Source organism: bacterium (assembly GCA_016708025.1).
GTDB lineage: Bacteria > Zixibacteria > MSB-5A5 > GN15 > FEB-12 > FEB-12.
Window position 1 is genome coordinate 129,998 of sequence record JADJGQ010000002.1, and the last position, 26,912, is coordinate 156,909.

A 26,912-nucleotide genomic window follows, 5' to 3' on the forward strand; every position below is an offset into this window, starting at 1 on the left:
AGTACTCCCGTATATAGGTTGACATCTGATTCTTCTCTTTTCTATTGTGTATCGGCGAATAGTTCACCGACTGTTTGTCTGCAATCCGGTTGCGAATCTGAACCTGAAGGACGTAATGACCTCAGGGGTGCGAGCGACACCGCATACCTTGGGTACCCGGTGTGAGATCAATCGGCTGGTGAGGTAAACCACCTGTTTCATCCAAGCGGATAACAGCCGGACGTTTGCGTCGTACAGCCTATAATATAACGACTTAGCCGGTTTATACAAGCAAAAAACGAGGTCGGTCGATCCGGCAATACTCACCGCTGTCGTAACTCCTCAACACCACCCGCATCCGTCCCGCCTTCGTCGAAATACCACCGTCTCCTGGAGTATATCTGGAATCCCCTCTCCCTCTGGGAGAGGGTGCCCTGAAAGGGCGGGTGAGGGCCGCAATAACCAGCCGACTCATTCCCAATAAAAAAGGCCACCCATATGGGTGGCCTTTATCTGTCGAATCAATCTCCGACAAACTATCCGTTCATCACGGGCAGTTCGGCAGGACCGGCTTCGGCGTAACTGTCAGATACGAGATCAAGAGCGACAAGTCCGAAAGGTCCGGAGTCGGCGCAACTGAACCGTTGACGTTCGCTTCGTCGATACACGGAAGCGTCGGCTTCGGAGTAACCGTCAGGTACGAGATCAACAGCGAAAGATCCGAAAGGTCCGGAGTCTCGGCTACTGACTTGTTGACGTTACCACGGGTGCCGATACAGCAACCGCCGGCGCAAGTTCTGACGTTAGCATACCAGGCAAACGCCTTATCGATCTCTTTCTTCAAGGAGTCCACGGCCTGGAGAGCAGTGCCGCCGGTCGGGCGAACAACCGCCATCGCGGTCCAGATGGTCAGCGTGTCGTTAGCCGGGAGTGTGTACCCGACATTGGACGCGCCGTTCTTGTAGACGAGAACCGAGTGAAGGTCAGTGATGCGGGCTTCGTTAGAATACCCGGTCGACTGCATGTTGGCCCAGAGTTCTTCCGGAACAAAGCCACCAGCCGGATAGACAAAGCTATCGTTGGCCGCGTTGTAACCGGCATACAGGGTGCCACCAGCAGAACCACCACCGACGCAATCCTTCATGTGCATAGTGATCAACGCCGCGCCACCAACACGAAGGCTATTGGAATAGCAGTTGTGGTTGGTGATGCCGGTGTCGGCAGAGGTGAATCCGCGCATGTAAACCAGGCGACGGGTCGGGTCGGTACCGGCGATGTCGTTAGACGTACCGGAGTCGGTCGCCACATCCCAGTCAAAGCCTTCACCGATAGCAAGATTGGTCACAGAGGAACCGATCGTGAACGGGAAGACGCGCATGCGCTGAATGATGAATCTGCAGCTATCATTGTTGGACGCACCAATCGGGGCCCACCAGGTCTTCTCAATCTTGACCAGAGAGTCAGAGGTGCAGAAGGTACCGGAGTTGTAACCATCCCAGCGAGCGGCGCTGAAGGAGCCGCGAGCGGAGGTCGGGAACAGCGGCTTGAAGCCGTTATTCGAAGAGAAGCCATCCTGGAAGATCGACCAGGAAGCAATATAGGTGCTCGGAGCGGTGAAACGGACGATCACCGGCGAAGCATCGCCCATGTAGATCGACGCATCACCAGCGTTTAGGGTACCACCATCGGTGTCGCATTCCGGAGACGGCTGCGGGAAGCCCATATTGGCTCCACCGAGGAAGTTATTCCCCATGTTACCGTTGGAGGCCACGGTCAGACGGATACCGCACTGGGTCGTAATGGAATCCCAGGTGGTGCCAACGATCGTGTCAGCAATGATGAATTCGACCGGGAAATTGAGGGTCTTCGCGGGCGGTCCATAATTGAACACCAGCTTGCCCCACACGCGGGTCTTGGTAGGAGTGTTGATAATGCCACCGTTGTTCAGTTCCAGCGTCATATTGGCGGAACCCGCGATCGGGATGCTCGCCGGAGCGCCGGAGAAACCGAGCCAGCCGGCCGGAGCCGACGGCTTCGCTGAATCTTCAACCGGAGTAATAGAGCTGAAGGTCAACGTGGTGTTACCCGTGTTTTCCAGAGTCAACGTGTACTGCTTCTCGACACCCGGCTTGGTGTATTCCGGATAGGCGATGAAACCAGGATTGACGGAGAGCAAAGCAGCCGGGACCGGCGCAACGCAGGCCAGACGGATCCAGCGCATATCGTTGTTGGTCAGCGGGCCCTGCGGAGTAGCCAGAATACCACCGCCCGGATAACGGTCGGTCAGGTACCAGACCTGGAGATACTTGGTGCCGGCATAACCGGTGCCAAGATCATAGGTCAGGGCGTTGGTCCAGGACGGAGCCGGAGTATAAAGAGCATCATCCATGCCGTAACGGCTGATGGAGGCCCAACGGTCGTCGACGCAGTTGCCCGTGTCGCAGGCCGGAGCATATGAATCTGACAGGTTACGCGGAACATCCCACGCATTACCGGTCAAGCTGGACGAAACGGAAAGATACAGTTCGCCGTTGGCGGCCTGGTTGACCGCGGCGCTGGCGCAGCAATCGTCAACCGGATCGGTCCCATCCGGGCCCGGCCAGTTCCATGCCGTGAAGATGGCATAGAGACGGCTGTCGCACTCGGCGATGGAGAACTTACCAACGTTCATGACGTTCGAGCCACCAACGCAATCGGTAAGGGTCGGATCCCAGCCGGCATCAAAGATCGTGTAGATGCTGCCCGGAACATACTCTGACCAGTGGAACAGACGGCAACGACGAGCGCCGAAATCGACGCCATCGGTGTATCCACCGTTCCAAATCACGTGGAACTTGTCGCCTGAATCAAACAAGCAGGCAACTTCCAGCCAGGCACGATAGCCGGCGCCGGAATAGTTGGTGATGTTTGTGCGAACCCAGGTACCGGAAGCACCGGTCGGGGAGATCGCGCAATGCACGTCGTTCTGGAACGTGTCACCAGCGGTACGGCCAGCCGGGGTGAATTTCGGCCACGCCACACCAACGCGCGAAGAAACGCGCGAGCAGGAAATATCCTGAGTCGGGAAGAAGGTGGTGTCCGTGAACACGAGCGACCAAGTCGCATCCGGGTTCGCAGCCGTCCAACCAACTTTACGGTACACCTTCATCGCACCATCATTGCCCGTCGCATTTTCAAACGCGGCGAGGTAGATGGTGGTGGTGGCGCCGTTTTCATAGATATCCATGGTCGGCCAGATGGTTTCGGCGGCTTCGATACCACCGAGATCACGAACCGCTTCGGACATAACGGAACCGTCCAGAATGCCACCAAAGTCACCGGCCAAAGAGCCGTTGTCATAGGTTACATGCATCTGGGTGGTAGCAGGGGAACCTGCCTGATCCGGGAAGTCATAGGAACCGACAAACGCGGTACCCGTGGCGTCCACGGCGATCTTCGGGTAGGAACCGGCTTCGACGGAACCACCCAGGTTGCTCTGCACGATTACCTTACCGCCCGGGGGAACGAACGATCCACCAGCGGTGGCGGCTTCAAATGCAGCCCATCCCCAACGGGTCAGATCGGAAGCCGAAGCGGAAGCCTTCTCCATATAGGAGAACTGCACCGCCGGGAAACCGGACGCCGGAGGGTTGAAATCGACCGTACGGCCGATCGAAGAGTTGGACATCCAGTCGCGCCAAGTCTGCGCAACTAATGCACCACGAGAATCTACTGCCGGCTGAGCGGCACCCAGGGAAGAGGTCTGATAGCCGCGAGCAGCAGCCACCATTTGACCACGGCCATCTTCCAGGGCCAGGCTTCTCTGGAATAGACGTGCCTTCTCAATGCGTGGATCGCTAGGGCGCAATTTGGCGTCAGCGGTGACTGCCAGCATCCCAACGAGCACGACCAGAAGGACGACAATCGAGAACCATTTCTTCGTCATGCTTGTTCCTTTCAACTGTTTACGATAGTTCCCAGCGTATTTGTGATTACACTGATTTTCGAGTAAAAAAAAACGGAATGCAAAAGGTGCCGGTCGATGCCTATAACTTTACACATCGGCGGCGTAGTTGTTACTCTACTCTGTAAATCAACCTCCCTTCCTAACCTTATTCAGGTCGGTTGAGTTGGCGTCACTTACCCCTCGTCCGAAAGTGCCAACGAGACGTGAACTTTTGAAGTACGCGTTCAATAAAGTGATTTATACAACAGGCAACTCCGTCGTCCGACAGTCCGGTCACGACTATCCACTCATCTTCTGATAAGGGGCTGGCGGAGATGCCACCTTCGCTAATATTCCGTGAGAATAAACCGGTAAGACCACACAAGCGGTCAAACTCATGTTAAGACTTTTCCGAATGGTAACTTACTGAAAACTAGTACTTTTGTCAAGACTTTTAGTCCAAAATTGACCGGGACCGGGAACAAAAAGCCCGACTCGCACACAGCAAGTCGGGCTCCAAAAAATCCCGTCGCATTCGATCTTTGGACGCAATTATTGCGGCGGACGGGACCCGCCTTCATATAGGAAGTTGATCATGAACGCCAGATCCGAAAGGTCAACTTTCGTATCCGCATTCACATCCGCCGTCTGAATGATCACCGGCGGCGGTCCCTGACGAAGCAGATAATTCACCAACGAGGCCAGATCAAGCAACGTATACCGGCCGTTCTGATCCAGGTCTCCGCGAAGGAAACTGACCACACGGAGGTTAGTCGCTGTTGTGGTGACCGCATTCTGGGCGTCGGTCGCCGTGAATTGCATCGCCCACAACTGGCCGACCAGGGTTGAGTCTGGAGTAAGTGAATAGACCCCAACACCATTCCCCGAGTCAACAAAGTTGCCGAACGGCAGGATCGGGCTGACCGCCAAAGCGATTGTCCCGTATTCCGGATCGGTTGCACGTATCACTATCTGCGTCAAGAAGTTAGATGCAATATTCAGGGTATCCGGCAGAGTCGTCGTAAAGCGGCTCGCCTGATTCCCCGCATCCGTCACGTTGATCGTCACATAGACCGAGTCGACCGCCGGTGGCGCGGCGGCATCCGTCGCGTAAAAGCGGACGACAAATGTCCCGGCTTGCGTGAAGTCCGGCGTGAAAGTGAACGTCCGCGAAAGCACACCCGCCGCAAAAGTCGCGTTGATCGGGATATTCGTCCCCGTAATCGTCGGCAGGCCGCCATCCGGGTCGCTCGCCGACACACTAAAGGTCAACGTCGATCCTTCGTTAATTGTAAACGGACCCTCGCCCAGCGATATCACCAGATTCGGCGGCGCATTGCGATGACGAACAGTGATCTGGACCGATGAGGTCTGGGTCGTCAACAACGGATCGGTCTCATCCTCGGCGATGAAATAAACGTTGTACAGGATCTGGGTATTGCCTACTGCTCCGGTTCCGCCCTGTGAATAGTTCGGAATGAAGGTCAGCACGCCTACACCGTTGCCTGAATCAAAGAACGTCATGTTGGTCGCCAGTGAATCAGCCGTCGTCAGGCGGCAGCGGATATTCGGGAAGGTCAGATCTTCGTCGGCGGATGTAATGACATACCGCAGCGTGTCCCCTTCGAAGATCGTCCGGCCGCCGGTCGCAAAGATGATCGGGGCGATATTCGAATCAGCCACCGTGATCACGACCAGTTGCGAATCGAAGACGCCAGGGAAATCAATATCTTCCGCTCTGAAATAGACCGGATAGACAGCAGCATCAAAGTTGGTCGGCACCCAGGTGAACGAGGCCGCGCCGTTTCCGGAGTCTACCACGACTGCACCGACTGGAAGCGGTGACACCGACAATAAGGGGCGCGTGCCATCAGGATCGGTCCCGGAGAACCGGAAGACCAGGGAGGCACGTTCCTTCACTGTACGGTCAGCTACGGTAGCCAGAACAGGCGGCTGGTTGCCTGCTTCAACGATCGTGATATCCACATACGCCGTGTCGAGCGAGGTGCCGTCATTGGCGATGATCCCAATACTAAAGCTTCCCGCCTGGGTAAAGCCCGGGGCAAAGATGATCCATCCGGTCCCATTGCCACGGTCGAAGAAATCTGCATTGACCGGCAAGGTGGAGTTGATCGCTGTCAATGTAACAGATCCGCCGTCCGGGTCAAAGGCGTGCACCACGATCGTGTCGGTCACACCCTCAACGATCGACGGTGTCGGGACGGTATCAAAGACCGGATTCTGATTGCCGGCATCCACCACCTGAATTGTGACAACCGAGCGATCGGTGGCCGAACCATCGGACGCCAGGATCGTGACCGAGTAGAGGCGTGAATTGCCGCTATTGCCACCCTGCGTGAAATCAGGATTAAAGAGCAGATTGGCCGTGCCTGCACCGGTTGGCACGATCGAGGCATTCGCCGGAAGGTCCTGTCCTTCGATCGACGGTGCGCCGCCATCCGGATCGACAGCGCTGATGGCTACGACCAGTGACTGGCCTTCGCCGACTATGCGGGCCTCAGCCGATGCAAGATTCAGCACCGGGGGATTGTTGACCGGAACCACTGTCACCGGCACAACCACTGTTCCGGCAAGAGCCGGGATCCCCTGATCGGTCGCGTAGAACGTCACGTTGAGACTGCCGATCTGGCTGACATTCGGCGCCCACCGGAATGAACCAGTGTTGTTGCCATTGTCAGTAAAGATCGCGCCAAGCGGCAGTCCGGTCGCGGTCAGGAAAAGACGACGCGGCCATCCCGGATCGGTCGAGTCGACCGCCGTGATCGTGAAGCGCAGAGAGTCATTCACCTGCACCTGCTTCGGCGTAACTGCGCGGAAGAACGGGATCTGGTTGACATCATTGGTGGTCACGCGCACGATCTCTGTTCCGGGCGCGGATGAACCATCCGAGGCCAGGAAAAAGATCGAGTCAATTCCGGCGTCAATAAAGTCCGGCGTATAGGTCAGGACCGCCGTACCGTTTCCATTATCTACAAAGGTGAAATTGCGCATCGTATTGGCGGAGACGCCGATCGCCGGAGCGAGCGGACTGTCCGGATCATCCGCCGTCACATTGATCACCAGTGTGCCACCCTCGGAGACCGCAGTATCCGGGATCGCCACGATGACCGGCGAAACGTTGCCCGACTCAGTGACTGTGATCGTCACCAGCTCAGAATCGGCCGCTGCACCATCACTCACGAAGAACGTGACAGGATAGCTTCCGGCCTGCGTGAAGTCCGGCAGGAAACTGAAACTGCCGGTACCGTCGCCGTTATCGACAAATGTCGCGTTGGTCGGTAAAGCAGTCGTGCCAAGAGTCAACGGCGTGTTATCCGCGTCGCTGCCCGTGACGGTAAAGTTGAGCGTCGCTCCTTCCATCACAAAGCGAGCGCCGATCGCCGCCAGCACAGGGGTCTGGTTACCGGCATCGTTCACCGTGATACTGACGACTTCGGAGTCAACATCCGCTGTCACGATACCATCGGTCGCATAGAAAGTGACGGAATACGGACCAGCCTGCAGGAAGGTCGGCGTCCAGGAGAAAGTCCCGGTTCCATCGCCATTATTCACGAATGACGCACCGGCCGGAAGGGCCGAGGTGGTCAGCGTAGGGATCGGACCATCACCATCGGTCGCACTGATGCCGAACGACAACAAGATGCCCTCGGTAACGCTCTGCGGGCCGATCGCCGCCAGGACAGGAGCCTGGTTGGTTTCGGTGACGTTGATCGCCACGATCTCGGTATCAGCCAGAGCGCCGTCGGACGCGATGAATGTCACCCCGTAGAAGCCGGACTGAGTCAGATCAGGCGTAAAGCTGAAGTTGGCGGTGCCGTTGCCGTTGTCAGTCAATGTTGCATTGAGCGGCAGGTTGAGCGCAGTGAGAGTCGGAAGAGTTGCGTCCGGGTCGCTCGCGCTAATGACGAACGCCAGCGTATTCCCTTCGGAGACGCCACGCGGTCCAATATTGGCCAACACTGGCGCCTGGTTGCCTGCCTCGTTGACAGTGATCGCCACGACTTCAGAGTCAGTCGCAATCCCGTCGGTCGCGTAAAACGTCACGCTGTATGGCCCGGCCTGGGCAAAGCTTGGCGTGAAGTTGAAAGTGCCGGTGCCATTCCCGTTATCGAGGAACGTTGCATTCGCCGGAAGCGCAGACGTTGTCAGGGTCGGAGTTGAACCATCGCCATCCGACGCCGAGACGCCAAAGGTCAGCAACAGACCTTCGGTGATCGACCGCGCACCGATCGCCGCCAGGATTGGATCCTGGTTGGTGCCGGTGACGGTGATCGCGACCACTTCGGAGTCGATCGCCGTGCCGTCAGATGCGTAGAACGTAACGCTGTATGGCCCGGCTTGCGTGAAGTCCGGCGCAAAGTTGAAAGTCCCGGTGCCATTGCCGTTATCCGTGAAACTGGCATTGGTCGGGAGCGCTGAGGTCGTCAGGATCGGCGTGGTTGCATCGGGATCCGCTGCGGAAACGCCGAAGTTGAGAACCGCACCTTCGGTTGTCGCACGCGGGCCGATCGCCGCAAGCACGGGCGACTGGTTCACGTTTGTTACCGTCACCACCACCTGCTCAGAGTCGATAGCTGTCCCATCCGAGGCATAGAAGGTGATGTTAAATGTCCCGGCCTGTGCAAAGCTCGGGTTAAAGTTGAATGTCCCGGTACCATTGCCATTGTCGACGAATGTCGCGTTGGCCGGCAGTGGAGTCGTGGTAGTCAGGATCGGCGTGGTGCCGTCGGCATCCGTGGCTGACACGCCAAAGTTCAGGTTCGCGCCTTCATTGACCGACCGCGGGCCGATCGCCGCAAGCACCGGCAGTTGGTTCACGTTATTGATCGTGATCGTGACCACTTCGGAGTCGATGACTATCCCGTCGGTTGCATAGAAGGTCACGTTGACGGAACCGGACTGCGTGAAGTTCGGATTGAAATTGAAGGTTCCAGTCCCATTGCCGTTGTCGACAAAAGTCGCGTTGGCCGGAAGAGGAGTCGTGGTTGTCAGGGTCGGTGTGGTGCCATCGGCATCGGTCGCCGTGACGCCGAAGTTGAGGTTCGCACCTTCGTTGACCGACCGCGGGCCGATCGCCGCGAGAATGGGCGCCTGGTTACCAAGATAGGTAAAGGCCGCCGGAAGCGAGGCCGAAAGTCCGGCCGCCGTATTTGTAACCACCAGGTCGGCAGGACCGGCAGAGCCTGCCGGAGTGACCGCACTGATCTGGAACGGCGAATTAACTGTCACCGACGTCAGCGGTGCGCCATCGAGCGTCACCGTGGCGCCATTAACATCAAAGCCGGTACCGGCAATCACGACTGCCGTACCACCCAAACTCGATCCGCTGTTCGGCGTAATGGATGCGATCGCCGGAGCGGCAGGAGTGGCCGTGCTGACTGTCAGGATCGCTGAATGCGGTCCAAGCTGACCGGCACCATTCTGGCCGATCAACAGGTAATCATATGATCCGCCACCCGAAACGGTGTTATCGACGAAGAAGCTGTCGATCTCACCGGCATCGGTCAGAAGACCGGCGGGATTGTCTATCCGGAAGAATGAGCCTTGCGAGGTCGAGGGACGACGGTAGACATGGTAACTTACACCGGCGACCCGCGTCCAGGTCAGGACGACAGAGGTCGGCGAAATGATCCGCGCACTCATACCGGCAGGCGCAGCAGGCCAGGCAACTGTCCCCAGCGAGATATTCTCCTGCTGGAACGAATTGTTCGGAATAGTGCTCGCCAAAACAGCACCTTCACCATTCACCGTATTGAAGAAGCGATAGGTATACGGGTTGCCCGGTGTCTTGGAAAGGTAGTTCTGGAAATCGTCGAACCAGTTGCCGGCATCATATCCGGCGCCGATCGAGGATTCCAGACGGATCTCGTCATCCGTGTTGTTGGTGAATCCGTAGAAGCTGATCTCTCCGTTGGCCGGAGTCGTCAGGTTGGAATTCTGTACCGTGCCGAATATCGATCCTTGCGCAAAAGCAGACGATATGGGCGTCATCAACAACAGTACGACAAGTCCAAGCAACTTCTGCATCCTAAGAAGTTCTTTTCTCTTTGCCACTGTGGCACCTCCGGATATATCGAAACGTGTTTTTCTCATACTCTCACCCACCGTTCCTTACTGAGGGAAAGTCGCGCTCGCGGCGTTGTTCGCCTGATACGGCTTGCCCGCCTTGACGGTGAAATTGGTACCGAAACCGGCGGCAAAGCGGGATTGGTAGCTCTGCGATGCCGCAACAAATCTATTCAAAGTATTGAATCCGCCCGGGACATTGTTCAGTACGTCCTGCGCGGTAGCAAACTGCGATTCATGATCGAAGGGGATCGACAGGAAAGAATAATCCGTGCTGGCCGTTGTGATCAGTTGATAACTGATCGCCGACGGGGCCGGAACTCGTCCCGCGACCGAGAAGGTGGTCGCGTTGGCGGCATTGACCTGATAGATCCCGCCGGGGACTACAGAGAAATTGACGCCGAAGCCCGCCGCGAAGCGCGACTCGAAACTCTGCGACGTCGGATTGTAGTTATTCACCGTGTTGACGTTCGAGACGCCGATCGCGGCGATCAACTGCACCGCATTGGTGATGCCGGTATTCGTAAACGGAACACAGATCAGGTTGAAGTCTGTGGTCGCCGTCGTGAGGATCGCATAATCATACTCGCCGACCCGATTGGAGACTGCCGAGCGATTCCCGTAGATGTCGTACGGGACGACAACGTAGAAGTACTGGTTCAGCGTATCTCCCACGACATTCGCGCCAAAGATGTTATTGTCAGTAAATGTCAGCGTGCCCGGTGTCACCGCGCCGATGGAGTCTGCCGATGTCGGCGCAAAATGCGCCATCGTATCGCGATAAATGATATACCCGCCCACCTGCGTCGGAAGACCGGCGGTGTCGAGCGTAATTGCACTCCAGTTCAACTGGATATTATCAGTGATAATAGCGATACTCAGATCCGTGATCGCCTGTGGCGGAGCGGCATTGATAGCACTCACCACCACCGTATCCGGAGTCGAGAACAAGTTGTTATCCGAAACGATCAACTGGAACGTGTAACTGCCTGGAAGCGGCGGCACAAATGACGGCGTCGCCGTCAAAGCACCGGTCAACGTCACCGCGGTTCCACTAACCTGAGTCCAGGAGTAGGTGATGATCTCAAGGTCCGGATCGAATGACGACGTGCCATCCAGCAGGACGGTCGAGTTGACCGGCACATCGATCTGGTCGGTGCCGGCATTCGCCTGTGGCGCGCGGTTACTATTGTTTACCGTCAAGGTCACTCTCTCGCTATCAACATACTGGCCATCAGAGGCATAGAAGGTCACTTCGTAAACTCCGGCCTGGGTGAAATCAGGGGTCCAGTCGAAGTCGCCGGTGCCGTTACCATTATCGGCAAAAGAGGCGCCTGACGGGAGCGACGAACTGGTCAACTGAGGGCTGGTACCATCGGGGTCGGACGCCGTTATGGTGAAGCTCAACAGCGAGTTCTCTGCTATCGACCGGGGGCCGATTGCCGTCAATACCGGCGCCAGATTCACCTCGGTAACCGTGATCGCCACGGTCTCAGAATCGATATCTTCGCCGTCATCAGCATAGAATGTTACTAAGTATAGTCCGGATTGCGTGAAGCTCGGGGTCCAGCTAAATGAGCCGGTACCGTCGCCATTGTCATCAAACGTTGAGCCAAGCGGCAATGCTGAGGTGGACAGCACCGGGAAGACACCATCACCATCTGTGGCCGTGACGCCAAAACTGAGGAGGACGTTTTCCGCTACGGACTGAGCGCCGATCGCCGCCAGGACCGGCGGCTGGTTAACATTACCAACCGTGATCTGCACGATCTCGGAGTCGACCGCTGATGAATCGTCGGTCGCGTAGAACGTAATATTGTAGACCCCGGCCTGCGCCTGGGTAGGCGACCAGTTAAACTGACCAGTGCCATTGGCGTTGTCAGTGAAGCTGGCACCAAGCGGCAGCGACGATGTCGTCAGAGCGGCATTGGTCCCGTCAATGTCTGAAGACGAGACGCCGAATGACAGCGAAGCGCCTTCAGCCACGGCCCGCGGCCCAATAGCGGCGAGAACAGGTGCGGCGTTGGCGTTACGGACCGTGATAGTCACGAGTTCACTATCGACGATCGAACCATCCGACGCGTAGAAGGTCACTGCATAGATTGCAGACTGAAGATAGGTCGGTGTCCAGGTCAGCGTACCGGTGCCGTTGCCGTTATTCACGAACGACGCACCCAGCGGCAATGCCGAAGTGGAAAGCGTCGGGAAGGTTGCATCGGGATCCGACGCCGAAATGTTAACCGTCAGTAACTGGCTCTCTGAAACAGAGCGAGCTCCGATAGCGGCCAGGACAGGCGCCTGATTACCGGCATCATTAACTGTGATAACTACGACTTCGGAATCAACCAATCCGCCATCAGAGGTGCGGAAGGTGACATTGTATACACCAGCTTGAACGAAATTCGGGTCGAAACTAAATGACCCGGTTCCGTTACCGTTGTCGGTGAAACTGGCATTCAACGGCAGCGTGGAGGTCGTAAAGGATGGTGTCGTTCCATCCGGATCAGTCGCTGAGATAGTAAACGAAAGGTTCAGTCCTTCGGTCACGGACCGCGGACCGATCGCCGCCAGAACAGGCGCCTGGTTGCCGGCCTCGGTGACAGTGATCGTCACGAGTTCTGAGTCAATCGCAATTCCATCAGATGCATAGAATCTGACCGGGTAACTCCCTGACTGCACAAAATTGGGTGTCCAGGAGAATGATCCGGTTCCGTTGCCATTGTCAGTAAATGATGCGCCCAGCGGCAATGTTGATGTCGTCAGTGCCGGTATGGTTGAATCAGGGTCTGCGGCGGATACACCGAACGTCAGCAGCGAATTTTCGGGGATCGAACGTCCACCGATCGCCGCCAGGATCGGCAACTGGTTGCCGGCATCGTTTACGGTGATCGCTACTACTTCGGAGTCAACCGCCAGCGAGTCATCGGTCGCCCGGAATGTCACCGAGTAGACTCCCGCCTGATTGTAAAGCGGCGTCCAACTGAGTGTCCCGGTACCGTTGTTATTATCAACGAATGATGCTCCGACTGGGAGTGCGCCGGTAGACATGTCCGGGAACTGCCCCTCGGCATCGGTCGCGCTTACCGCAACCGTCAACTGTATCCCTTCAGTAATACTGCGTGGTCCGATCGATGACAGTACCGGCAACTGGTTGCCGGCATCGATGACCGTGATGACGACCAGCTCGGTATCCCGCAGGATGCCGTCGGTCGCAAAGAATGAAACGTTATAAACACCAGACTGCAGGAAGGTCGGAGTCCAGGTCAGACTTCCCGAACCGTCACCGTTGTCAACAAAGCCTGCACCCAGAGGAAGCGTCGAACTGGTCAGTACGGGAGTTGTCCCATCCGGGTCTGACGAATTGACCGGGATAGTAAGCAACAACCCTTCGGTCACTGACTGCGGGCCGACTGTCGCAAAGACCGGCGCGCGGTTGCCCGCCTCGAGGACGTTGATTGTTACTATTTCAGAATCGCTGAGCGATCCATCGGTGGCTCGAATCACTACCTGATAGCCGCCGGACTGCGTGAATGACGGAGTCCAGTTGAATGTCCCTGTGCCGTTGCCGTTGTCGATGAATGTTGCACCGGTCGGCAGTGTGCCGGAAGACAGCGTCGGAGTGGTGCCGTCAGGATCAGTCGCCGTGGCGCCGAACGTCAGGTTAACACCCTCGGAGGTCGAACGCGCGCCGATCGCTGCCAGAACCGGGGCCTGGTTGCCCGCATCATTTACGGTGATAGTCACGACTTCGGAATCTGCTAACGCACCATCCGAAGTGATAAAAGTAACCGTGTAGGGTCCCGCCGCGGTGAAACCGGGAGTCCAGCTAAATGAGCCGGTACCATTGCCATTGTCGACAAAGTTCGCACCGGACGGAAGTGTCAATGCGGTAAACGATGGAGTCGTGCCATCAGGATCCGTCGCGGAGATATTAAAGCTGAGCAGTGCCCCTTCAGTAACCGAACGATTGCCAACAGCCGCCAGCACAGGCGCCTGGTTCCCCGCTTCATTAATGGTGATCACCACTATTTCGGAGTCGGTCGCCACGCCATCGGTGGCGCGGAAGGTGATATTGTATGAACCGGCCTGGGTGAAACCCGGGGTCCAGTTGAATGTCCCGGTCCCATTTCCATTATTGGTGAAGTTTGCGCCTGACGGAAGTGTCGAGGTAGACAACACCGGAGTGGTACCATCAGGATCGGTGGCCGAAATGCCAAAATTCAGGTTGATCCCCTCGGTGGTCGAGCGCGGACCGATCGCCGCCAGAACGGGCGCCTGGTTGCCGGACTCAAACACGTTGATCGCCACTCTCTCGGAGTCGATCGCCGTACCATCCGAAGAATAGAATGTCACGTTGTAAGCGCCGGCCTGCGTGAATGACGGCGTCCAGCTGAAACTGCCGGTGCCGTTGCCATTGTCGGTGAAGCTCGCGCCCAGCGGGAGAGTCGAGGTCGTCAGAACCGGCAGAGTGGAATCGGGGTCAACAGTCGATACGCCAAAGCTGAGGTTGATCCCCTCGGTAGCCGACTGACCGCCAATGGTCGCCAACACCGGTGCATGGTTACCGGATTCATTGACCGTGATCGCCACGACCTCGGAATCGACCGCGGAGGAATCATCAGTCGCATAGAAGGTCACGCTGTACGATCCGGCGCGGTTAAACGTCGGGGTCCAGGCAAACGATCCGCTGCCGTTTCCGTTGTCAGTGAATATCGCACCAGCCGGAAGAGCACTCGTCGTCAGCACCGGAATGAATCCATCGGCGTCTGATCCGGAGACCGGGATATTCAACGCGATCCCTTCAGTCACTGAACGCGGTCCGATTGCCGCAAGCACTGGCGCCTGATTGACGCCGCTCACCGTGATCACCACGATTTCGGAGTCAACATCCTGACCATCCGAAGCACGGAAGGTGATATTGTAAATGCCGGCCTGGCTGAAACTCGGATTAAAACTGAATGAGCCAGATCCGTTACCATTATCAATGAACGACGCGTTGGCCGGTAGTGCCGAAGTCGTCAGGGCCGGTGTGCTACCGTCAGCATCCGTGGCCGTCACACCAAAACTCAGTGCGCCACCTTCTGCCACTGACCGAGGGCCAATACTGGCCAGAACAGGAAGCAGGTTTGTATTCCCTACTGTTATCGCTACGATCTCTGAATCAATGATCGACCCATCGGTAGCGTAAAAGGTCACATTATAAGAACCAGCTTGAGCGAAAGTGGGATTGAAGCTGAATGACCCAGTGCCGTTGCCATTGTCCGTAAACGAGGCATTGGTCGGTAGAGTCGAGGTTGTCAGCGTCGGGTTAGTCCCATCAGCATCAGTGGCGGTAACACCAAAATTGAGCGAGGAACCTTCAGCAACAGACCGCGGACCAATCGCGGCCAAAATTGGCGCCTGGTTGGTGTTGGTCACTGTAATTGCAACGATCTCAGAATCGATGATCGAGCCATCGGTCGCGTAGAAGGTCACATTATAAGATCCAGCCTGCGTGAAAGTCGGATTGAACGTGAAGCCGCCTGTCCCGTTGCCGTTATCAGTAAACGACGCGTTGGTCGGCAGAGTCGAGGTTGTCAGCGTCGGGTTAGTGCCATCAGCATCAGTTGCAGTAACTCCAAAGTTCAGCGAAGCACCCTCGGCAACAGACCGCGGACCAATGGCCGCCAGTATCGGCGCCTGGTTGGTGCCAGTGACTGTGATCGCCACGACCTCGGAGTCAATGATGCTGCCATCAGTCGCGTAGAAAGTCACGTTATATGACCCGGCTTGAGTAAAATCGGGATTAAAGCTAAATGACCCAGTACCATTGCCATTATCCGTAAACGAGGCATTGGTCGGCAGAGTCGAGGTAGTCAAAGTCGGAGTCGTTCCATCAGCGTCAGTTGCAGTTACACCAAAGTTCAGCGATGCACCCTCTGCTACTGACTGTGCACCAATCGCCGCCAAAATCGGCGCCTGATTGGTGTTAGTCACTGTAATTGCCACGACCTCTGAATCGATGATCGAGCCATCAGTCGCGTAGAAGGTCACATTATATGATCCGGCTTGCGTGAAGTCCGGATTGAACGTGAAGCTGCCAGTGCCGTTGCCGTTGTCAGTAAATGACGCATTAGTCGGCAAAGTCGAGGTGGTCAGAGTCGGGTTGGTGCCATCGGCATCAGTCGCGCTCACGCCAAAGTTCAGCGAGGCACCCTCAGCGACAGACTGCGACCCAATCGTCGCAAGAATCGGCGCTTGGTTGGTATTTGTAACGGTGATAGCTACGACCTCGGAGTCAATGATGCTGCCATCAGTCGCATAGAAAGTCACATTGAATGAGCCGGCTTGCGTGAAATCGGGATTGAAGCTGAATGACCCAGTGCCGTTGCCGTTGTCAGTAAATGACGCATTAGTCGGCAGAGTCGAGGTCGTCAATGTCGGGTTGGTGCCATCGGCATCAGTCGCGCTCACGCCAAAGTTCAGCGAGGCACCCTCAGCCACTGACTGTGCACCAATCGTCGCAAGAATCGGCGCCTGGTTGGTATTCGTAACGGTGATCGCTACGACTTCTGAATCGATGATCGATCCATCGGTCGCGTAGAAAGTCACGTTATAAGATCCAGATTGCGTGAAGTCCGGATTGAACGTGAAACTACCAGTGCCGTTGCCGTTATCGGTAAATAACGCATTGGTCGGCAGTGTCGAGGTAGTCAGAGTCGGGCTGGTGCCGTCCGCATCAGTCGCGCTCACGCCAAAGTTCAGCGAGGCACCCTCAGCCACTGACTGTGCACCAATCGTCGCAAGAATCGGCGCCTGGTTGGTGTTGGTCACTGTGATCGCTACGACTTCGGAATCAATGATCGAGCCATCAGTCGCATAAAAGGTCACATTAAATGAACCGGCTTGCGTGAAGTCCGGATTGAACGTGAAACTGCCAGTGCCATTACCATTATCTATAAACGAGGCATTGGTCGGCAGAGTCGAGGTTGTCAATGTAGGGTTGGTGCCATCTGCATCTGTTGCAGTTACGCCAAAGTTCAGCGAGGAACCTTCAGCGACAGACTGAGCACCAATTGCAGCAAGAATCGGCGCCTGATTCGTGCCAGTGACCGTGATAGCTACTACTTCAGAATCGATGATCGAACCGTCAGTCGCATAAAAGGTCACATTATATGAACCAGCCTGCGTGAAATCGGGATTGAACGTGAAGCTGCCAGTCCCATTGCCATTATCCGTAAACGAGGCATTGGTCGGCAAAGTCGAGGTAGTCAATGTCGGATTCGTGCCGTCTGCATCAGTTGCTGAGACTCCAAAATTCAGCGAAGTGCCCTCAGCGACAGACTGAGAACCAATCGCCGCCAAAATCGGCGCCTGATTCGTGCCAGTGACTGTGATTGCCACGACCTCGGAATCAATGATCGAGCCATCGGTCGCGTAAAAGGTCACATTATATGATCCAGCTTGCGTGAAGTCCGGATTGAACGTGAAACTGCCAGTGCCATTACCATTATCTATAAACGAGGCATTGGTCGGCAATGTCGAAGTTGTCAGAGTCGGAGTCGTTCCGTCCGCATCAGTGGCAGTTACGCCAAAATTCAGCGAGGCACCTTCAGCGACGGACTGCGAACCAATCGCCGCCAAGATCGGCGCTTGGTTTGTGCCGGTAACTGTGATCGCGACTACTTCAGAATCAACAATCGATCCGTCGGTAGCGTAAAACGTCACATTAAATGAACCGGCTTGCGTGAAATCTGGATTGAAACTGAATGACCCAGTGCCGTTGCCATTGTCCGTAAACGAGGCATTGGTCGGCAGAGTTGAAGTCGTCAGCGTCGGGTTGGTGCCATCTGCATCAGATGCAGTAACGCCAAAGTTAAGCGATGCACCCTCGGCCACAGATTGAGACCCAATCGCCGCCAAAATCGGCGCCTGGTTTACATTATTGACCGTGATCGCCACCTCTTCGGAATCGATATCCGAAGTCACAATGTCATTCGCATAAAACGTGACATTAAACGTTCCTGCCTGGGTGAAGTCCGGCGTAAAACTAAACGTAGCGGTGCCGTCTCCATTGTCGACAAAGGTCGCGTTGGTCGGAAGCGCCGAGGTGGTCAGGGTCGGAATGGTTGCATCGAGATCACTCGAGGTAACCCCGATCGTCAACAGGACCCCCTCGTCAACCGACTGCGGCCCGATCGGATCAAGCACCGGAGGCGCAGTTTGTGCCGACGCCGTGACGGCCAGCGTCAACATCAGGATAGTGAGGAAAAGTAACTGCCTCATTCGTATCTCCACTTCGCCTTACTTCAGGAAGATCATCTTACGGGTTTGGCTCTCTGCACCGACCTGGAGACGATACAGATAGATACCACTGGCGACTCGTTCGCCTGACTCGCTGGTCGCATCCCACTCAACCGTGTGCGGGCCGACCGACAGCATGCCATTCAGCAGGCTGCGGACCTTCTGACCAAGGACATTGTAGACATCCAGCGTCACATCGCGCATTCCCGCGCCCCCGTCTCCGGGCGCGATCGAGAACTGGATCTGCGTCGTCGGATTGAACGGGTTCGGATAGTTCTGCTTCAACCAGAAGCTGCTCGGGAGCGACGGTTCATCAACACCGTCGACTTCGATCTTCCCGGCGGCGGAGGTCGAAAGCAACATTTTGGTCAGGCGAAGCTGCTGTTTGTTACCCGGAGTGACTTCATTTTTGGCGTTGACCTCGATCGAGACGAGATCGGCTGTTCCAGCCTGGATCAATTCACCGGACTTGAACGGCGCCATATGATAGAGCAGGACTTTCAATTTTCCTGCACCATTATCTTTGTACTGGAGTGCGAATTTGCCGTTGTCCGCAGTCAACTTGGGAATGCCAAGGGTGACTGTGCCCGGATCATATTCGATCTCCATTTCAACACCCGCGACCTGCTCCGGCAGCTCTGACGCCACCGTCATGAAATCGCGCGAACCGGCCGGGATCTCACCATAGGCAAGCGAGACGATCGCATGTTCGTCGGTCGACGGCGCCGGGGAGACCGGCAACGGAATACCATAGATGGCGTTGATATTGGCCACCAGGTCAAAGACGTTGACTGAATCATTGATCACGACATCAGCCGTCGCGAATTGGCGCGGCGTCAGGTCGTAGTTACCGATCACGAAAGCGACAATGTTAACAACGTCGGCGACATCGATATAGTGGTCGAGGTTGACGTCACCCAGAGAGTCGACCTCCACGATACCGGTAGTGTCGGTTACGAGCGGAAGTCCGCCAACATTGGGATCCGGATTGACCGACTCGCGACCATTGCGCAGTTTCATGGGCGCCGAGGTCCAGGGAGTCGCGCTCGAATCCAGCGTCACCACGACATACATAATTGCCGTAGTCGTATCGGTCTGCACCGGTTCGTTGTTCATGCCAAAGGTGACAACACGGATATTGCCGGGAGTCACGCCGATATTGTCGTAGATCGTATATTCAGGAATTCGGCCCGAACGAACGATCGAGTCGATCGTGATCATCGAATCCGGAAACTCCAGATCAAACTGGATACCGTACACGTTTGCGGAGGAGACCAGGTTGACCGGGAAGAATATCCCGCCGGTTCCGCGCAATCCACCAACCGGCTTGCCGGCAGGTGGCGGCGACGACAGCGAGAACAACCGATCAAATTCAAGTTCATTGACCACTATCGTAACTGTGCGAGTGGTAGTATTCAGGAGATTGTCTCTCGCGGTGAAGATCACCTGATAGGTCCCCTGCTGCCCGAAATCGGGAGTCCAGGTAAAATTGCTGGTGACCGTCTGCGCTGCCGCAGGAAGCGGGAAGGAAGCTCCCGTGGGCAAGCTCGTCACCGTCAGAGTCACCGTATTGCCAACATCAATATCCGAGGCGGTCACGGTAAAGAAGACCGGTTCCCCCTCGTTGACTTCGTAGAGCAACGTGGTTGGCGCACTAAATGAGGGCGGATTGCCAACCGTCGTGCCGCCGATAGTCACCGTCACCTGATCGGTCGCGGTTGCTGTACCCTTGTAGGCAGTCGCCGTGAAGGTTGTCGCCACTGTAATGCCATTGGCGACATAACTGCTGATCAGCGTCGTGCTCACCGTGAGACGACCCGCTGTCGAGGATGAAATTACAATTGAATCGGCGTTTGTCGCCGTCCAGGAAAGCAATGATGAACCGCCCGATGATACCTGTGTCGGATTGGCGGATAATGAAATGGTCGGCAACACCACCGGTACGTAGAGAGAGTCAATCACGAGTCTGCCGACACCGAGCGGATTAATGGTCGGCCAGATCGTGATATCCGTTGTATCCGGTCCCGGAGGATTGTCCGGTCCATTGTTGTCATAGAACCAGAGCTGTGTCATTTCAGCGCCGTAGCAACCGGCATAGCGGGGCGTATAGATACCAAGGACAACCGTATCACCTGCGAACTTGTCATCATTATAGATCGAGAACGAAATGGTATCGTTTTGCCTGGCAAATGGCTTGAGTACAAAGTGAAGGAATGCGATCGTATCCGCGCCGGATGCAATAGTATCCGATACCAGAAAACCGTCATCAATACCGTTACTGGGGGTCGGATCGAAATAGGCCGGTAAGCTCGTCAGCACCAGTACATTTTCCAGCGTGGCGCCGGTCGAATCCTGGGCCACACCATTACTTATCTCGGCACGCGTACCAACGCTGTCATAGGTGCCGAATTCACCGGTCACCTGGTAGACCTTTCTGAACCGTCCCCACGGAGTGAACGAGAAGACGCTGTCATCCGGGTTGATTGTCCCCAGATTCGGGACCTTCAGCGGATACATCTTACTCGAATCAAACTGCACCGCGGCAACAAAAGCGAGGATCGCCGAGTCGTTCTTGAAAAAGAGCGGAAGACCAACCGTGTCTCCCGGTCTCGCCTTAAACGACATCGTTCGCATGATATCCACGCTCGACTTGGTCACGTCGTCACACGCGATACCTTGATATGGCTGAGCCTGACCGGGACTGGCAAACGCCAGGACCAGCACAAGCCCGCACAACGCTAGAAGTAGTGTTCGCATTGCTACCTCTGTATGGTGAAACATGTTCTTTTCCATTGGTGTAGAGTTCAAACCACAACTCAATTCTATTTCAGAAGCATCATTTTGCGTGTTGTCGATCTGCCGCCGGCTTCAAGTCGATAGAAGTAAACTCCGGAGGCAACTGCCTGCCCTGATCCATCGCGGCTATCCCACGTTATCGTGTGGTGTCCCGCCGCATAGGATCCGGATGCCAGGGTCCGTATCGAACGACCCAGTACATCGTAGATCACCAGCGTGACATCACCCGCCACCGGGAGACTGAAGTCTATGCGCGTCGACGGATTGAACGGATTCGGGTAATTCTGCTCCAGCGTAAAGTCGGTCGGGAGCGACTCTGTCCCTTTCGCCAGCGCCACCGTCATGAAGCGGCCATCCGCGGTCGACATATCGACCGAGACCACTTCGCAGTCGGTCAAACCGGGGAGAGAAAACACCGTCACGTTGCCGGACGGCATACTCGATCCGGTCATACTATAAATGAGTACTTTCGTGACCAACCCTTCCTGGGAGGTCGCGATAGTCATATTGTCGAAGTTCGATTCGATGAGCGAAGGATCGATCGCCGTCTCGCTTTCCAGCGTGATCAGCATTCCGCCGACCGCAACATCGGAGTGGTAGCCAAGCGACAGACCGTCAATCGAGGTCGTCACCTGCACTTCACCGGCAGCTTCGCCTTCCGCAACCGGCTTGGCCGCGCCGCCGCTGACCAGGATCGAGATCATCCGAACCAGGTCGGCTATAGTGGCGACCAACTGATCACCATTCACGTCCGAATTGGCGTACTGCAGGACATTAAACGTGTACTGCGCCGGATTGATGAAGTAGTTCGTGAAGTAGATGACATCGGCGATCTCATTCGCCAGACCGTTGAGATTGATATCTCCGATCAGGATCGTGCCGATATCCTCGATCTTCACCCAGCCATCGGTGTAGGTGATCTCGGTCTGCTCGATCTTCGTTCCGGTGGTAGAACTGAGCGTGTTGTCCGTCCGAGTTGCCGGATCGGTGAAAGCAAAGCGGACCGGAATACTCATCCCCTTATAGGCGAGATCGGAAGAAACACGGAAGACCAGCTTGGCGATCGCGCCGGTTCCGGCCGGCAGCGGGGAGACCGATGGACCGGCGGCCGACGAAACGCCGACGATCTTGATGCTTCCCTGCAATCCACCCGGATTGTGCGTGACCGTAAACTGTGAAAACGCTGCGGTGCGAGTAGCCGCAGACGTTACCGTTATCGGCGTGAGCACAGACTGGTCATATTGCAGCATCAGCGTGAAACCGCTGACCGCCACCTGATTACTGAGCGCGATTGACAGTGTCGCCTGGTCGCCCGGCAACACCGAAGTCGAATCGATAGAAAGTTCATACAAAGTCGCCGCCTGGACTACCACCCGGACAACCGCCGTATCGGCGAAGCCCTGCGGGTCGGCCGCGATAAACAGCACCGGCAATGAATCATCCAGCGCGTTGATCGACGGATTCCAACTGAAGCGGCAGGGGTTGTGCGGATCAAACGATGCATCCACCGGAGCGCCGTTGACCGTCCAACTGATCGCCTCGAAGTCGGGATCGGTCGCCGAAATATCAAACTGCAGCGCATCCCCGGCGATCACTTCCATCCGCTCGGGAGCCGCTACTATCGGCGCACGATTGCGGTTGATCACCTGGATCGTCACATCGCGGGTGACAGTTGCTTTGCCGTCGTTGGCGGCAAAGGTAATTTTCAGCGGGGAAGCATCGGCCGACTGAGGTCCGACATACTCCGGAACCCAGAGTAACTGGCCATTCCCCTGAGTGCTGGTGAACTGGGCACTGGTTGGCTTAAGCGGACAACTCAGCGACAAAGCAGAACCATCCGGGTCGCTGGCGGTCACATCGATCTTGACCGTGTCTCCCTCGAGCACGTTAACCAGCGTCGGCGAAGCAATGACCGGCAGACGGTTCTGACCACGCACAACGACTTTACCGGCCGTAAAGGCCGGTCGAATCGATTCCGAGGAGTTGCTTTCGGTCATCATCAGTTCGCCGCCAGGTGGAAAAACCAACGAGTCAATTATCGACAGAGTACCGACCGGCGCGGATGCTGCGACTGTGAAAGTCGCCTTGAAAATCAGCCCGTCGCCAGGGGGAAGCGGAGTCTCCATCATTTTCACTACCGCCACCACAAAATGGCCATGGATCTGGCCAATTTGTGAGGGCGTCAGGATCTTGGTCTGGATATACCCAGCTCGGGAACTGTCAAAGCTGATCGACTTGAGAGTCAGGACCGTGGTATCATAGGTCAGGGGCACGGATACGATGCTCAGGAACTCATCGTTCGTAAGCAGGCACCGAATAGTAACATCTTGCCCCGGAACAACTTCAACAGAGTCCAGGCTGACCCGGTCGATTTGCCCGAAATGATCGGTCTGGGCTGTAACCGAAGTTGCAGCAACCAGCACCATCAAGATGCCGAAAAGTATCCCAAAATACCTCATTATCCCCAATCACTACTCACAGTCGGTTTTGTTCACCTACTGTTGAGCAAGAATCAGACCAGAAACCGCCTCCTCGCGGGGTGGAGGGCAATCCATAGGGAAATACCACCACCACTGGTCCAGTTGCTAATGGCCTTCTCTTAAGTCCGTGTAATGAGAAGTAATGTAAGAACTTACCGTCAACAAGACGCTATACTACTACCAGGTACCAATTGAGCTATAGCGCTCTCCATGTCTGAACAGCAGTGAGGTATAGTGAGGCAGGGATTGAACGTATCATTTCAGTCTGCAACCGCCCGCATTCGCGCAAACTGCTGCGCATCGTCCAGATCTTTCGCGGAAGCCAGACCTCAGTATAATAAAAAGATGACCTTGGCGCAAGGTCCCTCCAATTAGCCCTCTTTACTCTGGTCATCATCGAAGTCAGTCGCTCTGCTTTCTAATAGTGTTCATTACATGAGCAATCTGTCGTTAGACGTCTCCTCTGGTGATTACCGATCGTCGTTTAAAAACCCCGGAGAGGACGAGCCTCTCCGGGGAGAAAAGTCCAAAGGACCAAATTACTTGATCAGGACCATCTTCTTCGTGGCGCTGAAGCTACCGGCATTCAACTTATAGAAGTAGATACCAGAAGCGTTCGACGTCGCGTTCCAACGCACTTCTTCGATACCAGCTTCGGCGGCGCCGGAGAACTCGGCGACTTTCTGACCAGTCACGTTGTAAATGGTCAGGGTGTAGTCGCTCGCGTTCGGCAGAGCAAAGCTAATAACGGTTTCCGGGTTGAACGGGTTAGGATAGTTCTGATTCAGCGAGAAGTTCGCCGGGATCTGCTTCGCAACAACGGTCGCACCGTTGGCGGAACCAAACTCAACCGACACGACTTCGGCGTTATTCACGTTGAGGAACTCACCCGTGAAGGACGCGAAGTTGTTGACATCCGGGTAAACCAGGATGCGGGTATTGGTACCGTCAAAAGCGAAGTCCATGATGCTGGAAGTCAGGTTCTCAGGAACAACGTTCCCCTTCACGACAACGAGAGCAGCACCCATGTCACCAGTGACAGAGAGAGTACCGTTAGCGTTGGTGAATTCGGTCGACACGGCGGAGAGCTTGTCATACGGCAGCTCGTCACCAACGACGACACGGATCAAGTAAACAAGGTCAGCCACGGTGAGGACGAGTCCATCAGCGTTCGCATCGGTCGACGCGATCTGGCCAGCCTGGTTGATCGTGAACACGGGGAGACCATAGACGAAATAACGGGAGAACAGAACGGCGTCAGCGATTTCATACGCGAAGTCGTTCAGGTTGACGTCGCCACGATCGTCGATCGAGTCGACGCAAGCGATGTCGATACCGCCGTTATAGAAGTCGATGTCGCGGATCGGATCCGGCTTGCCAGGAGTCGAGTTTTCGCAAGCGCCAATCGGCACGCCGGCGTAGCCCGGGAACGTAGCAAGATTCGGGTCCATCGGGACGTTAGCATCGATGAAGTGATAATCGTACACGCGAGCCGCGATGTACAGGATGTTACCAGTCTCATCAGAGATGGTGTTGTCGCCGCAATCCAGCCAGAAGAAGCGGATCGGTGCATACTGACATTCCAACGTATAGTCGTTGGAGACCAAGAACTTCAAGGAGAAGAGGGTCTCGCCAGTCGCGTCGCAATCGGCCACCGGGTGATTGGCGCCGTTATTGGTCTCGGCAATACCGATCACACGAACCAGACCGCTCGGGCAACCACCGGAGCAGTTACCATCAGCACCGAAACGATAGGTGAAATATTCCCAACCGCAAGCGGCGTAGATGGAACCTTCGATAACCTGCTGCAAGGACAGAGCAGAGTTGTCATAGGCGATAAGAATGTTGAAACCACCGATGCCATTGATCGGGTGCATATAGTTCAGAGTAACGTCAACGTTCTCAAAACCACCCTGCAACGTCATGTGGGTCTTCTCGATCTGCACGCCATACGCGGAGTTGGCGGAGACTTCGAAGTTCACAACGCAAGTCACGGAAAGCGCGCCGTCAGACAGGGTAACCGTCTGAGCGAACAGGCCAGCCGCGGTAGAGGAGAAGGAAAGCACGCCGTTGGCGTCGATCGAGACCGTAGTCGCCGGATCGCCGTCATCAGCCACTGACCACAGCAACACGCCGCAATCATCGGTGCCATCCAGATCCACGGTCTTGGTAGAGCCGGTGGAGGAGAAGCCGCCGTTGATCGGGCAGGAGTTCGTGATAGCCGGAGCAGCGTTCGTCACGCTGACCGCCATGGAATAATCAGCTCCGCAGCCACCGGCGTCGCAAGCTTCCACGACAACGGTGATCGAAGCGCCGACGTCACCAATGGTGGCGCCGTTCCAGGACCACATACCACCAGCGGTGATGGCGCCAGGACCTGACACGAGATTGAAACCAGTGATCGGATCGCCTTCCGGATCGACCGCGGTGAACTGATGCGAGAAAGTCGAGCAGTAGACACCGGTTTCGGTCTGAGCAGGCGGATTGGAGATCGCCGGCGGCTGGTTCAGAACCCACTCCACCACAAAGCACTGTGAGGTCGTGGTCAAACCGGCAACGCTGTAGGTCGGGAACTTGTCAACGAGTGTACGAGTCACCCATTTCCAGGTCCAGAGACCGTCGTTACCGTCAGCGGTATCGATGCAGAGATGCTTGCCGTTATCGGCCTGAGCGTTGACATTGCCAACGGTCGAGATGTCGATATTCAGCCCAAACATGGTCGTCGGACCAAGCGGGAGCTGACGGGTACCAGACGGGTTACCAGCGCCGAGGCAGCCAACCGTATCATTGTCGGTCTGGACTGCAAAAGCCTGGTTGAAGTACGTGCGCAGGAAAGCTTCGCCACCCGGATCCGGGGGAAGAGTATCCAGCTTCACGTTGTTGATCGCAAGGCCGTCCGGAGAGGTGACCTTGAAACCGTTCGAAACGTTACACCGTTCACCGGTGGTGTTGTCATAAACGACTGTGAAAGCGGGGTCGGAGTTCAACTTGATGTTCGGGCCGACCATGGTGCCGCCATTCGGATTAATCAGCACAGCGCCGTCTTGGGCATAAGCAGAAATACCCAAAGAAAGGATCAGTGCGACTAGGATCAGAAACGAATTTCGCTTCATTTTTGTCTCCTAACAAACGTTCGTTAACAATTTGCGAGTTGCCACGTTTAACTGTGCCACTGATTTCCCCTCAGTTTTCCGTCACTTTACGTCCAACGACGAGAGCCAACAAGTCATCGGATCAGGCAACAGAGATGGGGCTCAGTCAAACGTCCTTTCTTTGAGCGTGTGCAATGAAGCCTCTCTTACGCGTCCTCCTTTCTATCAAAAAAACGCCTGCATTTTTTATCTGTCTTGTCGCGTCAGTGA

At 55.9% G+C, this 26,912-nt stretch carries 6 protein-coding genes; all 6 read right to left on the bottom strand.

The features are described 5' to 3' along the window. Positions 1–526: 526 nt before the first annotated feature. Complete coding sequence (locus tag IPH75_06920; GenBank protein MBK7141793.1) at positions 527–3,904, bottom strand: hypothetical protein; 3,378 nt, start codon at positions 3,902–3,904, stop codon at positions 527–529. A gap of 552 nt (positions 3,905–4,456) precedes the next feature. Beyond that, positions 4,457–9,952 carry a tandem-95 repeat protein gene (locus tag IPH75_06925; protein ID MBK7141794.1) on the bottom strand — a complete coding sequence of 1,832 codons (5,496 nt, stop codon included), beginning with the start codon at positions 9,950–9,952 and terminating at the stop codon, positions 4,457–4,459. Positions 9,953–10,036: 84 nt separating this feature from the next. After that, the gene (locus tag IPH75_06930) at positions 10,037–18,256 is read right to left on the bottom strand and encodes a tandem-95 repeat protein (protein ID MBK7141795.1); all 8,220 of its coding nucleotides are present in this window, start codon (positions 18,254–18,256) and stop codon (positions 10,037–10,039) included. An 18-nt stretch (positions 18,257–18,274) separates the two neighbouring features. Further along, positions 18,275–21,031 carry a T9SS type A sorting domain-containing protein gene (locus IPH75_06935; protein MBK7141796.1) on the bottom strand — a complete coding sequence of 919 codons (2,757 nt, stop codon included), beginning with the start codon at positions 21,029–21,031 and terminating at the stop codon, positions 18,275–18,277. Positions 21,032–21,096: 65 nt separating this feature from the next. Beyond that, positions 21,097–23,529 carry a T9SS type A sorting domain-containing protein gene (locus IPH75_06940; GenBank protein MBK7141797.1) on the bottom strand — a complete coding sequence of 811 codons (2,433 nt, stop codon included), beginning with the start codon at positions 23,527–23,529 and terminating at the stop codon, positions 21,097–21,099. A 560-nt stretch (positions 23,530–24,089) separates the two neighbouring features. Then, the gene (locus IPH75_06945) at positions 24,090–26,663 is read right to left on the bottom strand and encodes a T9SS type A sorting domain-containing protein (GenBank protein ID MBK7141798.1); all 2,574 of its coding nucleotides are present in this window, start codon (positions 26,661–26,663) and stop codon (positions 24,090–24,092) included. Positions 26,664–26,912 lie beyond the last annotated feature (249 nt).